This window comes from Arthrobacter sp. Hb9-2 (assembly GCF_059091165.1).
This window is the reverse complement of the sequence record NZ_JBNHGJ010000004.1, coordinates 28,027-42,099: the sequence shown is the minus strand read 5'-3', so window position 1 is coordinate 42,099 and position 14,073 is coordinate 28,027. Positions and strand designations below refer to the sequence as shown.

The window sequence follows — 14,073 nt, the reverse complement described above, 5'->3', positions numbered from 1 at the left end:
CCGGTCTATAGGTCCCGTACGCTGCCGGCCCGCCTGGTTGAGGCACACCCTAACCTGACGTCAGGAACCCCTCGAAATAGTTGTCAGATAAGGGCCGGTACAGCCGTTTCCAGGCAATGCTTCCGGAAGCTCAAAGACCCCACCCTGACACCTTCGGCATGAACACCCCCAGCGGCAGGGACAAGAAGCCGACCAAACACTCAGCCCCTTCCTCATTCCGTTGACAGCACCAACGCCCCAACCTAGGCTCCTGCCAATGTGAGCCGAAGGAAGCGGAGGAACAGCGCCATGAACGAGGACAACGGGCAGTTACGGGATCAGCTGGGCCGTCTTGGCTTCGGCGGTACCGGAGTGGGCAACCTGTACCGCGCCATATCTGACGAGCAGGCGGCTGCAACGGTGGAAGCGGCCTGGGACGCCGGCATCCGCTACTTCGATACAGCGCCGCACTATGGGCTCGGCCTGTCCGAGCGGCGGATCGGCGAAGTCTTGGCCAGGAAACCGCGGAAAGACTTCATTCCCTCCACGAAGGTGGGCAGGGTCCTCGTCCCGTCACCCGCAACCAAGGACATAAAGGATCCGGACGGCTTTGACGTACCCGCTGAACTGCGGCGCGAATGGGATCCCTCCGAGGCAGGAGTGCGGCGCAGCATCGAGCAGTCGCTGGAACGGCTGGGCCTGGCCTACATCGACATCGCCTACCTGCACGATCCCGACGTGTACAGCATGGAAGATGCCGTGAAATCTGCCCTTCCGGCCCTTGAGAAGCTCCGCGCTGAAGGCCTGGTCCGGGCCATCGGCGTCGGCACCAACACCGCCGGCGCCGCCCTGCAGTGCGTGGAAGCGGCGGACCTGGACCTCCTGATGCTGGCCGGGAGGTTCACCATGCTGGAACAGCCGGGCTCGGACGGCCGTCCCGGTGAAGGACTGCTGGACCGCTGCCAGGAGCTGGGCACCTGCGTTGTCAGCGTCGGCGTCTACAACTCCGGCATCCTCGCCAAGCCCGAATTGCCCTCCGACGCACATTACAACTACTCCCCGGCGCCCACAGAGATTCTGGACCGGGCCCGCCGGCTGGCAACCATCTGCAAAGAACATGATGTTGAACTTCCCACCGCCGCCATCCAGTTCCCCTTCCGCCACCCGGCGGTGGTCAACGTCACCGTCGGCGCCAGCAGGCCTGAGCAGATCAGCGAAAGTGCCAAACGCATGTCCACCGAGGTCCCCGACGCGCTGTGGCAGGACCTGCAGGAGCGGGGCATGATCCCGGCCTAAGCGGGTTCCCAACGTAAGCGAAACCAAATTCCCGCGAGCCCCCTTCTAAAAACAGATACCTTGTTTAAACCCGACAAGACTTCTAAAGTTAGGTTATCTACTTTTAGAAGGAGTACACGATGCGCTGTGGGAATCCGGGCATTATGCACAGTTGTATTCGCGCGCCCAGCTGTAACGGTCAGGTGACCTGAGATGGACTGGCAGGGCTGGGCCCTGTTCGGGCTGGTGGCCTCCTCTGTGCTGACCGCAGTGATGATCGCCGCCCAGATGGCCGGGCTCACCCGGCTGGACCTGCCGCTGGTGCTCGGGACCCTCGCCACGCCCGATCCGGACAAGGCGCGGGTGGCAGGCTTCTTTATCCACCTTGGCGCTGGGCAGGGCTTCGCCCTCGGTTACGCTGCGGTCTTCGCACTCCTGGGGCAGGCAACGTGGTGGCTCGGCGCGCTGCTGGGACTCCTCCACGTCGCCATGGCCCTGACGGTCATCCTGCCCCTGCTGCCCGGAGTCCATCCGCGGATGGCGTCCACCAGGGCCGGGCCCGCCACCACCGCCGTACTGGAACCGCCCGGCCTGCTCGGGCTTAACTACGGCATCCAGACCCCTGCCGTTGCGGTGGTGGCGCACGTCATTTACGGCGCCGTGCTTGGGCTGCTTCTGGGGGCACGATGAGCGTTGATCATCGGGACACGGCCCCGCAGGAGCGGGAGCTGCCGGGCACGTTGTGGGAGCAGCACACGCCCACGCCTATCGCTGACTACGGCCTGCTCGGTGATACGCGTACAGCCGCGCTTGTTTCCGCGGCAGGGTCGGTGGACTGGCTTTGCGCTCCCGCGTTCGACGGCGAGCCCCTCTTTGGTGCCCTGCTGGGAGGACCGGAGGCCGGGCGGTTCCTTGCCGGACCGGCCGGGCCCGCCCCGGCTACCTCCCGCCGGTACCGGCCGAACACCGCAACCCTGGAAACGGTGTGGGCGGCGGGGAACGGCAGGCTCACGCTGACTGAAGCCATGATCGCGGAAGTGGCCGGCGAACTGCTGCCCACCACCCTCCTGGTGCGGCACCTTGCAGCGGAGGGCGCGCCGGTCCGTGCCACACTGCTTTTCGACCCGCGGCTTGGCGAACAGCACCGGCGTCCCCGCGTGCGCATGCGCGTGCGCCGTGGCCAAGACCTTGTCTGCAATTGGGGCCCACTGGCAACATCCCTGGGAACCAGCCCCACCCTCGATCTTGAGCCGGGGCGCCCCCTGACGTTAGAGATCGTTCCGGGCAAACCCCTCACACTTGTCCTCGCTTTGGCCTACGGCGAACCGCTGATCCACGTGAACCCCGGGGCAGCATGGGACGTGGTGAGCAGGGACGAGGCCCAATGGCAGGCCTGGACCGAGGAAATCGACACCACCATCCCCTACCGCGATGCCGTGGTGCGCAGCTTGCTGACGCTTCGGCTCCTCACCTACTCCCCTTCGGGAGCTCCCGTGGCAGCCCCCACCACCTCGCTGCCTGAGCACCCGGGAGGCATCCGCAACTGGGACTACAGGTACGCCTGGCCCCGCGACGCAAGCATCGGCGTCGGCGCCTTCCTCCGGGCGGGTAAAAGGCAGGAGGCAGAGGACTTCCTCGGCTGGCTCCTGCATGCCAGCCGCCTTGAACGGCCGCACCTTCCCGCCCTTCTCACCCTGACCGGAGGACACGTCCCGGCAGAACGGAACCTCTCCGAGTGGCCCGGTTATGCCGGAAGCAGCCCGGTGCGGACCGGCAACCTCGCGGCAGGCCAGCACCAGCTGGACGGCTACGGCTGGGTCCTGGACGCAGCCTGGGCATTCGTGGAAAACCGCCACAGGCTGACGTCCGAAGCGTGGCGGGCCATGCGCGGATTCGCCGATCTGGTCGCCGCCAACTGGCAGGAACCCGACGCCGGCATTTGGGAGATCCGCGGTGATGCAGCCCAGCACGTCCATTCCATAGTCATGGCCTGGCTCGCGCTGGACCGGGCCCTTCGCATCGCGGCGACCCACCGGCTCAGCACGCGGCGCCGGCTCCGCTGGGAATCCGCCCGCAGCCAGATCGCCGCCCAGGTGCGAACGAACGGTTACAACGCTTCCAGGAATTCGTACACCCGCACGTACGGCTCCCATGACCTGGACGCAGCCCTCCTGGTCCTGCCGCTCACAGGCCTGGAAGAACCGGGCTCGGCCCGCCTGGCGGGAACAATCGATGCCGTCCGCACGGAACTGTCCGCCGGATTCCCTTTGCTCTACCGCTATCCGCCCGGCCAGGACGGACTTCCCGGGACCGAGGGAGCGTTCCTGCCCTGCTCCTTCTGGCTGGTTCAAGCGCTGGCAATGACCGGCCAACACCACGAAGCCACCGCCTGGTTTGAGGCCCTCCTGCACAGGGGCTCCCCGCTGGGACTCTTCAGCGAGGAGATGGACCCATCCTCCGGCATCCTCCTGGGAAACTTCCCCCAGGCTCTCACACACTCCGCGCTGGTCCAGGCCGCACTCGCCCTTCGCGACCACCCCTGCCCAAGCCAAAGTTTTCTTTAGGCCCGAGGATCCCGCCGCAAACCGCCGGGCTAGGATGGTGGCGTAAGTCCGTCACCGCGATGCGGGCGGATTCCGACCGAAGGGAGAATCACCATGGGTTTGGACGACAAGATCGGTAACGCAGCCGAGAAGCTGGGCGGCAAGGGCAAGGAAGCCGCCGGAGAAGCTACCGGCGATGAGAGCCTGAGGGCCGAAGGCCAGGGCGACCAGGCCAAAGGCGACCTGAAGCAGGCCGGAGAAAAAGTCAAAGACGCATTCAAAAAAGACTGATTTCCCGTGATGGGAAGGGCGCCGCTCCAACCGGAGCGGCGCCCTTCTTTGCTGTGGGCCCAGCAACCTCCCCAGGCTCCGTCCGGCCATCTTTCTCCTAAGTGGAGTCGTTGCCGTTAACGAGTACTGACTACTCGTGTCCACGCGGCTCCCGCCATTTAGTCTTTTCATCAGCGGGGAAAGCAACTCCCGCTACTGGCTCTCAGCCCCTAGATTTCCCGGCAATTTGCCGGGGACCAGGCTGGGGCCGGCGACGTTGGTGTCCGTCTGAGACCGCGGGCACCTCCCCCAGCCGTCGCCGGCCCCACTCAATTTGTAGCGGTTAGTCGACAGCGGGCCCACCGGGAGCGCAGCACAGCACCGGACAGGTCGCGCCTCACGAACCGCGCCCCTCGCAGCTTCACGTCAAAAAACCCGGCACCCTGCAGGTCATCAGATCCGCCGAAGATGACCCAGCGCCGGCAATCTTCCACGCTGGATATACAGACATCCAACACGAGCGGTCCCGTCATCAGGTGATGGGAAGCCCCTGCGCGAGTCATGCTCCAGCGCAGGGGCTTCCGTTGTGCTTCCGCTTTGGGGGAAAAGTTGGAAGCACCTAAAATCTACCGGCTGGTAACTACCGGAAAGCCGGGTTGGGCCCTTTGAAGCGAATCTTGATTGAACCTTGAGCCGGCGATGGCGACAACAAGCCGCCGGGCTTCAGTCCGTTTCCGGCCCGCCGGTCGCCTCCGGGTCCTCTTCTGGTTCGAAAGTGTTCGGCTCCGCATCCGCACCGATGCCGACGCCGTCCTCGCCGCCGGGAACGCCGCCGTCGTCCTTGCCCTTGCTGGCCGTGCCGCCTTCCTGCAGCTCGTCGTCGGGCAGTGAATCTGGTGAGTTGATGGTCATTGCTCCTCCTTCAGTGGCCGGGCCTCCACGCTAACAGCCCCCAGCGAGAAAGGAGCGGACAAAGCGAAAGAATTTAGGGCCGACGGCGGACCGGGGCCGCCGCTTTCAGGATGGCGTCCAGCCCACGCCGGCTTCCGGGCCAGTGCCTTTCCAGGGCCTCGGGCCCAGCCCGCTTGAGCACCGACCGCAGCACCAGGGCCACAATGACCGCATCATCCGCGTAGCCGATCACCGGAATGAAGTCCGGCACCAGGTCAATGGGCGAGAGCAGGTAGGCAAGCAGCAGTACCAGCCGCATCCTCACCCCGACGGCGAGGGTCCGGTCCGCGGCCAGCCTCCTGATGAGCCGGAGCAGGTCCGGCAGCAGCCGCAGCGCGTCCTTCATGGTGACGGCCTCGGGATAGCGGCGCGCGTACCACCACAGAAGGAGGAGCAGCACGGCGTACGCGAGCAGCAATCCGGCGGCAATTCCGGCGACGGTCTCCCAGGTCATCCGCACCTCCCTGCCTCGTGCGCCGGGTGAGGGGCCGGCTCCTGGACGAGCGTACTCCAGTTGCTCCGGCTCAAGATCGGGGTAGCCTTTCGGGGAAACCCACCCCTGAGGAGCAAGCAATGGATTACCGCGTTCTGGGCCGTACCGGCCTCTCCGTCTCAGCCATCTGTGTCGGCACCAGCTCCTTGGGCAGCCACCCTGCTCCGCGGGGGACGGACACCGCCGTCGCAACCATCCGCCGCGTCCTGGAAAGTCCCTTCAACTTCATCGACACCGCCAACGAGTACGGCGACGGCGGCAACAGCGAGAAGCGGATCGGGCAGGCCCTTGGCGAGGCCGGCGGCCTCCCGGAGGGCTTCGTTGTGGCCACCAAGGTGGACCCCATCAGCGGGACCAATGACTTCTCCGGGGACCGCGTCCGCCGCTCGGTGGAGGAAAGCCTCGAGCGGCTCGGCATGGACCGGCTGCAGCTGGTCTACCTGCACGATCCGGAAAAGATCACCTTCGAGGAAGGCACCAGGGAGGGCGGGCCGCTGGAGGCGCTGGTTGATTTGCGGGACCAGGGCATCATCGGGCATCTGGGCGTGGCGGGCGGGCCGATTGACCTGGAGCTGAAGTACCTGGCCACGGACCTGTTCGACGTCGTCATCAGCCACAACCGTTACACCCTGGTGGACCAGACCGCCGAGCCCCTGATCCAGGACGCGATGGCACGCGGGGTGGCGTTCATCAATGCGGCACCTTTTGGCGGTGGCATGCTCGTGAAAGGGCCCGACGCCGCGCCCAACTACTGCTACCGCCCGGCAAGTCCGGCGATCATCGAGCGGGTCCGGAAGATGGAGGCGCTCTGTGCCGAGTATTCCGTGCCGCTGGCGGCCGCTGCCCTGCAGTTCTCCACCCGCGACCCCCGGGTCAGCTCCACCATCGTGGGCATGTCCGAACCCGACCGCGTCCAGGAAACGCTGCAGCTGGCCAGCACGGACATTCCCGCGGATTTCTGGGAGAGGATCCTGCCCATTGCCGCAGCTGGAACCGGGGAACTGGGCTAGCGGGGCCCTTCCGCCAGCCCAGTCCTGAGAGATCCATCTGCCACATTGCGGAACAAAACAGAACAGAAATCGCCCAAAATCGCTTGACCAGTCAGGTTGTGGGCTGTTACAAATGCTGTAACGCCGGTACCTCAAATTTCTCCCCGGCCAGCCCCATTCGAATCAAGCCGTCCTTGCCGGCCGTTTTGAATCGATACAAGAACACGACGCCGTGGTCCCCGCCCCACCCGTCATCGAAGGAGATGAACGTGACCGAAAGTCCGAGCCTGCGCAACACGTCCCGCAAGCCCACCAGAAAAACCGTTGCCTGCTGCCTGGCAGCCGCGGCCTTGGTGAGCGGTGCAGGAGTCAGCTTGTCCGCACCTGCCGCACACGCTGAGCCCAGCAATTACCTCTTTGATTTCGGCAGCGGAGCGGTTGAACAGGGGTACATCGGGGTCAACGCCACCGACGCGTACAACCCCGAGAAGCGTTACGGCTTCAACACCCCCGAGCACATGGCCAACGTCCCCGCCAAGGGAACCGGGGCAGGGAGCGACGCCGTCCGCTTCCTGCAGTTCGGGACCAAGAGCGCCAACACCTTTGATGTGGACCTGAAGGAAGGCCTGTACAAGGTGTCCGTCACCCTCGGCGACACCTCCCGCGCGAGCATTGCGGCCGAGGGCGTCTTCCAGGAAATGAACCTGACCGGAAACGGCGCCACGGCTTCCTTCGAGCTTCCCGTAACTGATGGCCAGTTGAACCTGCTGGTTACCGAAGGCAAGGTTGGCACGGCCTTCACGCTGAGCGCACTGGAAATCGAAAAGGTGTCCCGCCATCCGGAGATGGACCCGACCATCTGGGTGGGCGGGGATTCCACAGTTGCCAGCTACTACCCGCTGGAGACCAGCGTGCAGGGCGGCTGGGGCCAGATGCTCCCGCAGTTTATTGACCCGGAAGCCTTCGACGTCCGGAACATGGCAACCGGCGGACAGATCGCCCGCGGCTTCCGCAATGACGGCCAGCTGGAAGCCATCCTGCAGTACATCAAGCCGGGCGACCTGTTCCTGCTGGAGATGGGCATCAACGACACTGCTGCCAAAAACACCACCACCGAGGCGGAGTTCAAGGAGCTTATGCGGGACATGGTCCGGCAGGTTGCGGCCACCGGAGCGACGCCCGTCCTGGTCACGCCGCAGGGCCGGGCAACGGACTTCGTGGACGGCGTCCATTCCTCAGTAAACCGCTGGTACCGCAACTCCACTGTTGCCCTGGCACAGGAGGAGGGCATCCCTCTGGTTGACCTGAATGTCCTGGCGTCCGCCTACTTTACGGAGATTGGTCCGGAGGCGACGCTGGCCCTGTTCATGACCGGCGACACCCTGCACCCCAACCGGGCCGGCGCCATTGAACTGGCACGGCTCGTGGCGGAGGACCTGGCACGCCAGGGCCTCTAACCGAGCAGGAAGCGACGGCGGGACGCGGCCCGGAGCCGCATCCCGCCGTCGTGATTTCAATCCTTCTGCCCTGGGGCCGGGCAGCGGCGCCTGAAAACCAGCGGCACCGCCCCCGGCGAGCGCCCCGGTCAGGGAATGAGGTTGTCCGCCCGGTAGCGCTCGAAAAGCGCGATGAAGGCATCAAGGGTCCGGCGGTAGCCGGTAAACCCCGCGTCCCGGCTCTTGCCCATGTCTGTTACTACCTCGATGTTGCGCCCCAGGTCACCGTCGGTGTGCCACCAGGAGGCGACCCGGTCCAGCTCCGGCTCGCTGAGGTTATGGCGCCGGGCAAGTTCCCTCCACTGGTTTCCCCGCCCCGCCATGGACTGCTCGAGGGGCCGTGGCTGCCCCTCGTATCCCTCCCACTCCACGCCGAAATAGGCAGCAAGCTTCGGCCACATCCAGCGCCAGCGGAACACGTCGCCGTTGACGATATTGAAGGCCTCATTCTCCGCCTGGGGCGTAGTGGATGCCCAGAGCATGTGCTCGGCGAGCAGGCCAGCCTCAGTCATATCGGTCAGGCCGTTCCACTGCGTTTCGGAACCCGGAAAGACAAAAGGCTCCCCGCGCTCCCTGCAAAGGGTGGCCTGGGCGGCGAGCGTAAGGCCCATGTTCATGGCGTTGCCCACCGCATGCCCAATCACGGTGTGGGCACGGTGCACGGACCAGGTAAAGCCCTGCGCGGCCGCCGCTGCCCAGAGCTCATCCTCCTGTGCGTAGTAAAAGTTCGGCACCGGCAGTCGCGGCTCCTCCTCGTGGAAGGGCGTATCCGCCATCTCCCCGGCTGCGTATGACTCGAAGGGTCCGAGGTAATGCTTGAGGCCGGTCATCAGGGCAACGTGGGCCACGTCCTTGCCGCGGAGTGCGGCGAGCAGGTCGCGGACCATGCCGGCATTGACGGTGATGTTCTCCTCTTCCGTGTCGCGCCGCGACCACGCTGTGAAAAAGACGTGTGAGGGATTCTCCGGGCCCAGCACGCCGGCAAGGGATGCAGCCGAGGTCAGGTCTGCGGACAGCCACCGGACCCCGGCGCGCTCCGTGCCGGGCCTGCGGGACAGGGCAAGGACGTCCCACCCTTCGCCTGCCAAGGTGTCCACCAGGGCAGATCCTGCGATGCCGGTGGCTCCCACCACGAGAGCCGTCCGCCCCGTGCCCGGTGTTGTTCCTGTGCTGATAGTCATGGTCCTCCTCGTGGTGCGCTGCTCCTGCCATTGGGGACAAGCCCGCGTCCAAGGGAGATATTCCTGCACGCCGTCATCCACTGCCTATTGACGCTCCAACGTGACGCCCGCTACAGTTGACCCAGTTATACGAATAACTGCACGAATTACTAGCGGCCCGAGGAGGTGCCCATGGCTGGTTCACGGCCAAAGTCAGGACCGACAATGCACGACGTCGCTGCTGCCGCCGGCGTCTCGCAGGCCACCGTATCCCTGGTGCTGAACTCGGCTTCAGGATCGCGGTTCTCCGAGGATACCCGCCGGAAGGTCCGGGACGCAGTGAACCGGCTGGGCTACCGCACCAACGCCCACGCGAAGACACTCCGCGAAGGTGTCGCCGGGATGATCGGCTTCATCGGTGACACCGTTGCGACCACTCCTTTTGCCGGCGCCATCATTGAAGGCGCACAGCAGCGGGCGTGGGAAGACGGACTTCTCCTGCTGACGGTCAACACGGGCGGGGACAAGGAGCTTGAGGCTGCGTCCCTGGACACAATGCTCTCCTACAGGGTTGCAGGAGTGGTTTACGCCGGCATGTACCACCGCCGCCTGGATGTTCCAGAGACCCTGACCGGCGTCCGGTCCGTGGTGCTGAATTCACAGGATCGGGCCGGAAGGGTTGCGAGTGTCGCTCCTGACGAAGTCACGGGCGGATATTCAGCCACCCAACGGCTGCTCCAGGCCGGGCATTCCCGGATCGCGCTGGTCAATATTGAGAGCCTCGAAAGCGGACTGCCGGCCGCCGTCGGACGCTACGAGGGCTACCGGAAAGCACTCGAGGAAGCCGGACTGGAACTGGATCCGGACCTGGTCCGCTTCGGCAGTGGCGGCGAGGAAGACGGCTACAAGTACGCGATGGAACTGTTGACCTCCAGCAACCCGCCCACCGCGATTTTCTGCGCCAACGACCGCGGCGCCTGGGGCGCCTACCAGGCAGTGTCTGACCTGCGCCTTTCAATCCCTGGGGACGTGTCCATTGTGGGCTTCGATAATCAGGCGACGTTGGCGCCGTTCCTGCGGCCGGGCCTGACTACCTTTGAATTGCCGTTCGTCGCCATGGGCCGGCGCGCGGTTGAACTGATCCTCCAGGATGCCGAACCCGATGGCCGGGTCGAGCTCATGGACTGCCCTCTGATCGAACGGAACTCAGTGACCCATCCCAAGGAGACGCCATGAGCCGCACCATCCCGGCCCGACGCGGCGGTCCAGCTGCGGCACCGCTGCCGCAGCGGAAAAATTCTCTTTCGCTCCGCCTCAAGAGAATTTCCCGTGCCTGGCAGTTATACGTATTACTAGCTCCAGCCGTCATTTACATCCTGGTCTTCAAGTACTGGCCGATGTACGGCGTGCAGATAGCGTTCAAGAACTACAACCCGGTGGACGGCTTCACGGGCAGCCCCTGGGTGGGCCTGACCCACTTCATCAGGTTTGTTAACTCCTACCAGTTCGGCCAGGTGGTCGGAAACACGCTGTGGATCGCCATCCTCGGCCTGCTGGTGGCCTTCCCCATTCCGATCATCCTCGCGCTGCTGGTCAACCAGCTTCAAAGCGAGAGGTTCAAGAAGTTCACCCAGACCGTGCTCTACTCGCCCGCGTTCATCTCCACCGTTGTGGTGGTGGGCATCATGTTCGTCCTTCTCTCACCCCGGTCCGGGTTGGTGAACAACGCCATCCAGCTTGCCGGCGGGGAGCCCGTCTTCTTTATGGGCTCCGCCGAATGGTTCCGTCCCGTGTACGTGATCTCGGATGTGTGGCAGAACGCCGGCTTCTCGATGATTGTTTACCTGGCGGCCCTGGCAGCCATCGATCCTGCCTTGCATGACGCCGCCAAGGTGGACGGCGCCTCCAAGCTTCAGCGCATCCGGCACATCGACCTGCCCGGCATCATGCCGGTGGTGACCATCCTGTTCATCCTGGCCATCGGCAATCTGCTCAACGTCGGTTTTGAGAAGGCGCTGCTGATGCAGACGCCGCTGAACATCTCATCCTCGGAAATCATCCAGACGTACGTCTACCACGCGGGCCTGCAGCAGGCGCAGTTCAGCTACTCGGCCGCTATCGGCCTCTTCAACTCCCTCCTCAACCTGGCGCTGCTGCTCGTTTTCAACACGATTGCACGCCGGGCCAACCAAGCGACCCTGTGGTGATGCCGATATGTCCCTGACAACCAACCCCCGCACTACCGATACCCCAAACCGGACTGTCAGCCCGGCCCGCCCCAAGCAATCACTGCGGGCCAGGTACGGCGACCGCGCCTTCGGCATCGCCGCCACCGCCGTCCTCGTGCTGTCCATCCTGGCCGTGGTGTATCCGCTGTACTTCATCGTGATCGCCTCCATCAGCGACCCGAACGCTGTCTACGAAGGAAAGGTCTGGCTCCTCCCCTCGGGCATCACCACCGAAGGGTACGAGCGGATCTTCGCCGACAGCAGGATCTGGAACGGCCTGGGCAACACCGTTGTCTACACAGTGCTCGGCACTGCCGTCAGCGTCAGCACCATCCTCTGCGGCGCCTACGCCCTGTCCCGCAAAGACATGCCGGGCCGGAAATTCCTGATGCTCCTGTTCGTCATCACGATGTTCTTCGACGGCGGCCTGATCACCAAGTACCTGGTGGTCCGCGACTTGGGCATGCTCGACACCGTCTGGGCAGTTGTCCTGCCCGGAGCCGTAGGTGTCTGGAACCTGATCATCGCAAGGTCGTTCTTCGAACACACCATCCCGAACGAGCTGCGCGAAGCCGCCCAGATGGACGGGGCAACTGACTTCAAGTTCTTCTTCAAGATGGTGCTGCCCCTGTCCAAACCACTGATCATGCTCATGATCATGATCCACGTGGTGGCGCACTGGAACTCGTTCTTCGACGCCCTGATCTTCCTCAACGACGACACCAAATACCCGCTGCAGCTCGTCCTGCGCAACATCCTCATCCAGTCAGACGTCTCGTCCACCGGAACCACCGGCGGAGACATCGAATCCTATGCCGCAGCGCAACGGATCGCAGAGCTCACCAAGTACGCCATGATCGTCGTCTCGAGCCTGCCCCTCATGATTGCCCTGCCATTCATGCAGAAGCACTTCACCAAGGGCGCCATGATCGGCGCCGTCAAATAGCTCCTACCACCGCCCCGGCAACCGCCACCGGGCAGCAACAGCACTTCCCACCTCGGAACAACTCCACCTCAGATAAGGAATGACCATGGCATTCAGCCGCAAATACGCCGTCCTCGGCGCCGTCCTGGCCGGAACATTGACGTTCACCGCCTGCTCCGGCGGCGGCTCGGGCACCACGGAGATCAAAGACGCCTCCGCTGACTTCGGTTTCCAGGAAACAGGCTTCCCGATCGTGAGCAAGAAACTTGACCTGACCTTCTCCGGTACCAAAACCGCACTGGCCCCGGACTACAACACCATGACCGTGGTGCAGGAATGGGAAAAGGCCACCAACATCCACGTCAACTGGGAGAACCTGCCCGAGACGGTCTTCCAGGAAAAGAAGAACCTCATCCTGGCCAGCGGTGACCTGCCCGACGCGTTCTTCAACACCGGCCTGACCGACGCCGAGATCGCCACGTACTCCGCCAGTGGCACCCTCATCCCGCTTGAGGGCCTGATCGAAAAGAACGCCCCCAACCTCTCCAAGCTGCTCTCCGAACGGCCTGACATCAAGGCAGCCATCACCTCCTCGGACGGGCACATCTACTCGCTGCCCTCCATCGAAGAACTCGGCCTGGTCCAGTTCCCCCACGAACTCGCCATCAACACCTCCTGGCTGAAAAAACTCAACATCCCGATGCCGAAGACCGTGGACGAGTTCCACGATGCTTTGCTGGCGTTCAAGACCCAGGACGCGTCCGGGACCGGCAAGACCATCCCGCTGAGCTTTATGCCCGGATCCTGGTGCGGGGACATCGTAGACCTGATCGCTGCCCTCGGCGGCGTGCCGGACAACATGGACCACCGCATTGTCCAGGACGACAAAGTCATCTTCACCGCCACCCAGGACGGCTACAAAAAGGCAATCCAGACCCTGCACGAGTGGTACCAGGAAGGCCTGATTGACCCCGAGTCCTTCTCACAGGACGACAAGGCGTACCTGGCAAAGGGCAAGGCCGCCACCGAAAACCTCGGCTCCTTTGTCTGGTGGGAAATCCCCGAAATGGTCGGCGCGGACCGGGCCGCCGACTATGCCCTGGTCCCCGTGCTGGAAGGCGTGGACGGCAAGCGGATTGCCAGCCAGGCCAACAACCAGGAGATCGCCCGCGGCGCCTTCGCCATTACGCGGAACAACAAATACCCGGCAGCCACCATGCGCTGGGCCGACAACCTCTACGACCCCATCCAGTCCGCACAGGCCAACTGGGGACCGATCGGCGAGACCCTGCAAAAGGACGCCAGCGGCCTGCTGACCCAGATCCCAGCCGCGGCCGGAACCAGCGAAGGTGAACGCCGCCAAAAGGTCGCTCCCGGCGGCCCGAAGGCAAACACCGCTGAGAACTTCACGACGGTGGTCGCCCCTGAACCGCGCGCCGCTGAACGGCAGAAAACCGTCAACGAGCTCTACAAGCCCTTCGCCGGCAACGACGGCTACCCCCCGGTGGCCCTGTCCAACGAGGAACTCCAGCAGATCAGCACCATCCAGACCGATGTCACGTCCCTGGTGAAGCAGAACATGGCCAAGTGGATCGTCTCCGGAGGAATTGAGCAGGAATGGGACGGCTACGTCTCCCAGCTCAAGAACGTCGGCGTCGACAAGATGATCGAGGTCTACCAGCAGGCCTACGACCGCTACAAAAAGAACTCCTAACACCCAAAAACGGGTGGGGCCGGCGCTGTCCGCGCCGGCCCCACCCGCCC

12 protein-coding genes and 1 pseudogene are annotated in these 14,073 nt (G+C 64.2%); 10 read left to right on the top strand and 3 right to left on the bottom strand.

Translation table 11 applies throughout. The features are described 5' to 3' along the window. The first annotated feature begins 288 nt into the window (after nt 1–288). From AC5RV1_RS04145 to AC5RV1_RS04130, 4 genes are all read left to right on the top strand, one after another. Nucleotides 289–1,275, top strand: coding sequence for an aldo/keto reductase (locus AC5RV1_RS04145; RefSeq protein WP_493993643.1), 987 nt, complete (start codon nt 289–291; stop codon nt 1,273–1,275). A 192-nt stretch (nt 1,276–1,467) separates the two neighbouring features. Beyond that, on the top strand, nt 1,468–1,944 hold the full coding sequence (locus AC5RV1_RS04140) for a hypothetical protein (RefSeq protein ID WP_493993642.1): 477 nt from the start codon (nt 1,468–1,470) through the stop codon (nt 1,942–1,944). Beyond that, the gene (locus tag AC5RV1_RS04135) at nt 1,941–3,818 is read left to right on the top strand and encodes a glycoside hydrolase family 15 protein (RefSeq protein ID WP_493993641.1); all 1,878 of its coding nucleotides are present in this window, start codon (nt 1,941–1,943) and stop codon (nt 3,816–3,818) included. Before AC5RV1_RS04140 ends, AC5RV1_RS04135 begins: the two co-directional genes overlap by 4 nt. Before the next feature lie 93 nt (nt 3,819–3,911). Next, on the top strand, nt 3,912–4,088 hold the full coding sequence (locus AC5RV1_RS04130) for a CsbD family protein (protein WP_163165952.1): 177 nt from the start codon (nt 3,912–3,914) through the stop codon (nt 4,086–4,088). Between the two features lie 702 nt (nt 4,089–4,790). Here the strand turns inward: AC5RV1_RS04130 and AC5RV1_RS04125 are convergent. Next, complete coding sequence (locus AC5RV1_RS04125; protein WP_493947898.1) at nt 4,791–4,979, bottom strand: hypothetical protein; 189 nt, start codon at nt 4,977–4,979, stop codon at nt 4,791–4,793. Nucleotides 4,980–5,171: 192 nt separating this feature from the next. Continuing rightward, nucleotides 5,172–5,253: pseudogene (locus AC5RV1_RS04120) on the bottom strand (YkvA family protein); the annotation flags it as partial. Between the two features lie 338 nt (nt 5,254–5,591). On the opposite strand from AC5RV1_RS04120, the gene AC5RV1_RS04115 reads away from it, so the two are divergent. Both AC5RV1_RS04115 and AC5RV1_RS04110 read left to right on the top strand, forming a co-directional pair. Next, on the top strand, nt 5,592–6,521 hold the full coding sequence (locus AC5RV1_RS04115; protein WP_493993640.1) for an aldo/keto reductase: 930 nt from the start codon (nt 5,592–5,594) through the stop codon (nt 6,519–6,521). A 248-nt stretch (nt 6,522–6,769) separates the two neighbouring features. Continuing rightward, a complete protein-coding gene (locus AC5RV1_RS04110) occupies nt 6,770–7,957 on the top strand; it encodes a rhamnogalacturonan acetylesterase (protein WP_493993639.1) in 1,188 nt (395 codons plus the stop codon). Between the two features lie 128 nt (nt 7,958–8,085). Here the strand turns inward: AC5RV1_RS04110 and AC5RV1_RS04105 are convergent, their stop codons facing one another. Further along, nucleotides 8,086–9,177 (bottom strand): SDR family oxidoreductase, encoded by a 1,092-nt coding sequence (locus AC5RV1_RS04105; RefSeq protein WP_493993638.1) that lies wholly within the window; start codon nt 9,175–9,177, stop codon nt 8,086–8,088. Between the two features lie 171 nt (nt 9,178–9,348). Between AC5RV1_RS04105 and AC5RV1_RS04100 the strand changes: the two genes are divergently transcribed. From AC5RV1_RS04100 to AC5RV1_RS04085, 4 genes are all read left to right on the top strand, one after another. Continuing rightward, the gene (locus AC5RV1_RS04100) at nt 9,349–10,392 is read left to right on the top strand and encodes a LacI family DNA-binding transcriptional regulator (protein WP_493993637.1); all 1,044 of its coding nucleotides are present in this window, start codon (nt 9,349–9,351) and stop codon (nt 10,390–10,392) included. Next, nucleotides 10,389–11,363 (top strand): ABC transporter permease, encoded by a 975-nt coding sequence (locus AC5RV1_RS04095; RefSeq protein ID WP_493947903.1) that lies wholly within the window; start codon nt 10,389–10,391, stop codon nt 11,361–11,363. The genes AC5RV1_RS04100 and AC5RV1_RS04095 overlap by 4 nt, the downstream gene beginning before the upstream one ends. Before the next feature lie 7 nt (nt 11,364–11,370). Next, nucleotides 11,371–12,330 carry a carbohydrate ABC transporter permease gene (locus tag AC5RV1_RS04090; RefSeq protein ID WP_493993636.1) on the top strand — a complete coding sequence of 320 codons (960 nt, stop codon included), beginning with the start codon at nt 11,371–11,373 and terminating at the stop codon, nt 12,328–12,330. Nucleotides 12,331–12,415: 85 nt separating this feature from the next. Beyond that, nucleotides 12,416–14,023 (top strand): ABC transporter substrate-binding protein, encoded by a 1,608-nt coding sequence (locus AC5RV1_RS04085; RefSeq protein WP_493993635.1) that lies wholly within the window; start codon nt 12,416–12,418, stop codon nt 14,021–14,023. The last annotated feature ends 50 nt before the right edge of the window (nt 14,024–14,073 follow it).

Bases quoted from the DNA above. Each gene is read 5' to 3' on its own strand.
- AC5RV1_RS04145 (WP_493993643.1), top strand. From the start codon at position 289: ATGAACGAGGACAACGGGCAGTTACGGGATCAGCTGGGCCGTCTTGGC.
- AC5RV1_RS04140 (WP_493993642.1), top strand. From the start codon at position 1,468: ATGGACTGGCAGGGCTGGGCCCTGTTCGGGCTGGTGGCCTCCTCTGTG.
- AC5RV1_RS04135 (WP_493993641.1), top strand. From the start codon at position 1,941: ATGAGCGTTGATCATCGGGACACGGCCCCGCAGGAGCGGGAGCTGCCG.
- AC5RV1_RS04130 (WP_163165952.1), top strand. From the start codon at position 3,912: ATGGGTTTGGACGACAAGATCGGTAACGCAGCCGAGAAGCTGGGCGGC.
- AC5RV1_RS04125 (WP_493947898.1), bottom strand. From the start codon at position 4,979: ATGACCATCAACTCACCAGATTCACTGCCCGACGACGAGCTGCAGGAA.
- AC5RV1_RS04115 (WP_493993640.1), top strand. From the start codon at position 5,592: ATGGATTACCGCGTTCTGGGCCGTACCGGCCTCTCCGTCTCAGCCATC.
- AC5RV1_RS04105 (WP_493993638.1), bottom strand. From the start codon at position 9,177: ATGACTATCAGCACAGGAACAACACCGGGCACGGGGCGGACGGCTCTC.
- AC5RV1_RS04100 (WP_493993637.1), top strand. From the start codon at position 9,349: ATGGCTGGTTCACGGCCAAAGTCAGGACCGACAATGCACGACGTCGCT.
- AC5RV1_RS04095 (WP_493947903.1), top strand. From the start codon at position 10,389: ATGAGCCGCACCATCCCGGCCCGACGCGGCGGTCCAGCTGCGGCACCG.
- AC5RV1_RS04090 (WP_493993636.1), top strand. From the start codon at position 11,371: ATGTCCCTGACAACCAACCCCCGCACTACCGATACCCCAAACCGGACT.
- AC5RV1_RS04085 (WP_493993635.1), top strand. From the start codon at position 12,416: ATGGCATTCAGCCGCAAATACGCCGTCCTCGGCGCCGTCCTGGCCGGA.